The organism is Sulfolobales archaeon (assembly GCA_038897115.1).
In the GTDB taxonomy this organism is placed as follows: domain Archaea; phylum Thermoproteota; class Thermoprotei_A; order Sulfolobales; family AG1; genus AG1.
In genome coordinates this window covers 1-2,841 of sequence record JAWAXC010000179.1, presented here as the reverse complement: position 1 = coordinate 2,841, position 2,841 = coordinate 1, and the positions used below count along the sequence as shown (strand labels likewise).

Below are 2,841 nucleotides of genomic sequence, written 5' to 3'. Positions count from 1 at the left end.
TAGTAAAGTTTGTTTACCTTGACTTATTGTGTTTGCATCTCGTGTATCTCCTAGTCTCATTACTAAAAAGTTGTTTACTATAATCTAAGGTAAATATGCTGATATTGCAGTGGATTGTCTCATTAGTAAAGTGTATCTTAACTTCTTCAAGAAAAGGGAAGAACAGTTAGCTAAATCACCTGAAGTAAAGTGTATCTTAACTTCTTCTAACAGCAACACGTATCAAAGAGCCTTGTGATTGAAAAGCAGTGTATTTTAACTTCTTCTAACAGTATATTTGCCAAGCGCATAGTAGTTCTGTAACTAAGGTGTATCTCAACTTCTTCCGGGATTAGCCACGCCTCTTATTGGATAGAAGATATTGTTAGGAGGATGAGGGTTGGCATAGTCTTCGTCATTTATTAAAAACAACTCAGGCGTATACGGTCAATAAATATGTAATTTTGTTTAATGCTAAATTATTAGGCAAAGTTATGGTATAAAAGGATTTTAACTTTGGAAGTTGGTGGAGAGGGATATGAATTAGAAATGGCAAAGCTATAAAAGGATTTGAACCTAAAATCACTGGGAGATCAATAGGGTTTGATTATAATTTTATTTCTGATTTGCTAGAAATGGAAATTAATACAATGTAGTAATTTAAAATTTAGTGAAATTGGGCTTTAAATGTAATGTTAATGGAGATAAGCTAACGGTTAAAGTTCAATTTTATAGACAGTGGAGTGGTAATTATAATGGATCCGGGATTATATGTGTGTTAAAGTTCAATTTTATAGACAGTAGGTTATGCAGATATAGCAGATGAAATTTTAAGACTTCAAGGTAGAGAATATATAGGTTGTGAAACACCAAAGGCCTTTAATAAAGGAGAATTTATAGAAAGTGGGCCTATTGTAGAAGCCATTAGAGAAATACTTATTTCTTTAGGATTTCAAGAAGTTGATTCTAATGTTTTAAGTTCTAAATTTTATCAATAGGAGAAAAAGCCATCCGTGCCAGCGAATTTTACTTAAAGCAATTTATCCAGAATTGATAAAGTTTTATAAAAATAATAAGGGCAAGGATGGTCTTTACTACTTTTTGATATACAATAAAGATTCTTCCGTAGATGTAAAGTATGGAAATATCCTTTCTTTATCTATAGCAGACGAAAAAGGAAATGCTTCTTGGCTCGTTGCAATGATTAAGGAAATAGCAAGCAGAGTTATGAATAAAGAAGTTAAAATTGAAAATTCTTCACATCTTTCTTTTATAGAAGGACGTTTTGGTAAAATATTTCTAAACAATAAATATGTTGACTTTAGTAGGAGAGATTCATCCTAAGATATTATTAGGTTTAAATTTACCCGTAAGTGTACTTGAAATAATTATGAAGTTTGCGGCAGATATAGAAGGCTCTAAAATGTATTTTTGCAAAAAGTGTACTAAATTAGGAAAATAATTGAAATTCCGTCTAATGGAAATACTAAATAAAGAAAAAAGAATCAAATGAAAATAAAGAACTTTTAATAAGGTCTGATTACACAAAAATTTTAACTGACTCATTAATTAATAAAAAATGAAGATTTAGCTAAACGGTTAGGAACATCCGAAAGCTACTTAAGAAAAGTTTTTCTGGGATAGTAACGGATGGAAACCTAGCTAGAAACTTGAAAAATTGGTTTTTGGATTCAAGGTCTTATTTGCTTTGATTTTCTCTTTAATGTCCCTCAAGGCTTTCCTTGATATTCCCTTGTCCTTAGGTTTTAACTTCAAGACCTAATCATAGAATTTCTCTAAATTCTCGTATTCGATGTAAGAATCTCTATCAATTCCTATTATCATAGATCCCTCAAGGTTGTTTGATTCTTTAGCAAATATGCCCGACCTTATCAACAATGATGTGTTTCTCTTATACTGAGCTCTTTATTTATGAGAACTTTCGAAAACATTGAATATTTTTTCTATATTATCATACCAATATTTTTTATATTTTTCGGGTAGCTTATTTTTATCATCTGTATAAAGATATAGCATTACTCGTACTTTTAGTCCATGATAATTAAATTCTTTAGGTTTGCCATTTTCTTCGAATATTCTTGAAAATCCATCAACCTTATATTCATAGTCTGTGTACGATGTGCTCTTTGGGTCAACAAATATGATATAATACATATCACCCTTTTTCAGCCAAAAGATGAAGTCTGGGAAGAATTTTGCCGGCTTATTATCTTTTTTATTGTAGTATGGTATGTATATTTTATCTAAACTTTGATCTATCTTAGAGAAAAACCAATAATCAACATCTATATTATTTTTCGTTATATATTTTTCTAGATCCCTAAGGAATTTCTTTTCACTCTCAAAAGTTATTATGTGATTGATAAAATCGATTTTTTCATCTTTCGAAATAATTACAGGCAAATAATAATGGTTAGCTATATTTTTTATTTCTATTTGCTTATTTTTCACTTTGAATGTATCTACGTTGGCTAGAGCACTAAGTTTCTTTATCTCTTCCGTGTATTTTTCAAGATCTATTTTACCAGTTTTTAGCTGTGTTTTAAGTTCATTTTCCTTTGCCTTTCTATCTATAGGTGATACAAGGTCATTTATCTTTTTCTTTAATTCCTCTACATCCTTATCATCTAAAATCACACTTATATGTTCGAAATGAACTATTTCGTCTTCTAGTTCTTTAAAACCCTTTAAGTCTTCAAGATTTATGTTTATATGATTAAAGAGTTCCAGGACTTGTTGATAGGCATTCCCTTCATTGGTTATTTCAAATTTACTCTTATCTTTGATGTATTCTTTTAACTTAATTATATCTGAAGGCTTGATATTTTCGCTATATATGGC

At 29.8% G+C, this 2,841-nt stretch carries 2 protein-coding genes; one reads left to right on the top strand and one right to left on the bottom strand.

Going from position 1 to position 2,841, the window contains the following annotated elements; genetic code table 11:
* The first annotated feature begins 1,080 nt into the window (after nucleotides 1-1,080).
* Entirely contained in the window at nucleotides 1,081-1,323 is a 243-nt protein-coding gene (locus QXE01_12505) for a hypothetical protein (protein ID MEM4972059.1), read from the top strand.
* Nucleotides 1,324-1,905: 582 nt separating this feature from the next.
* Here the strand turns inward: QXE01_12505 and QXE01_12500 are convergent.
* A partial coding sequence (locus QXE01_12500; protein MEM4972058.1) for a hypothetical protein occupies nucleotides 1,906-2,841 on the bottom strand: 936 nt, incomplete at its 5' end.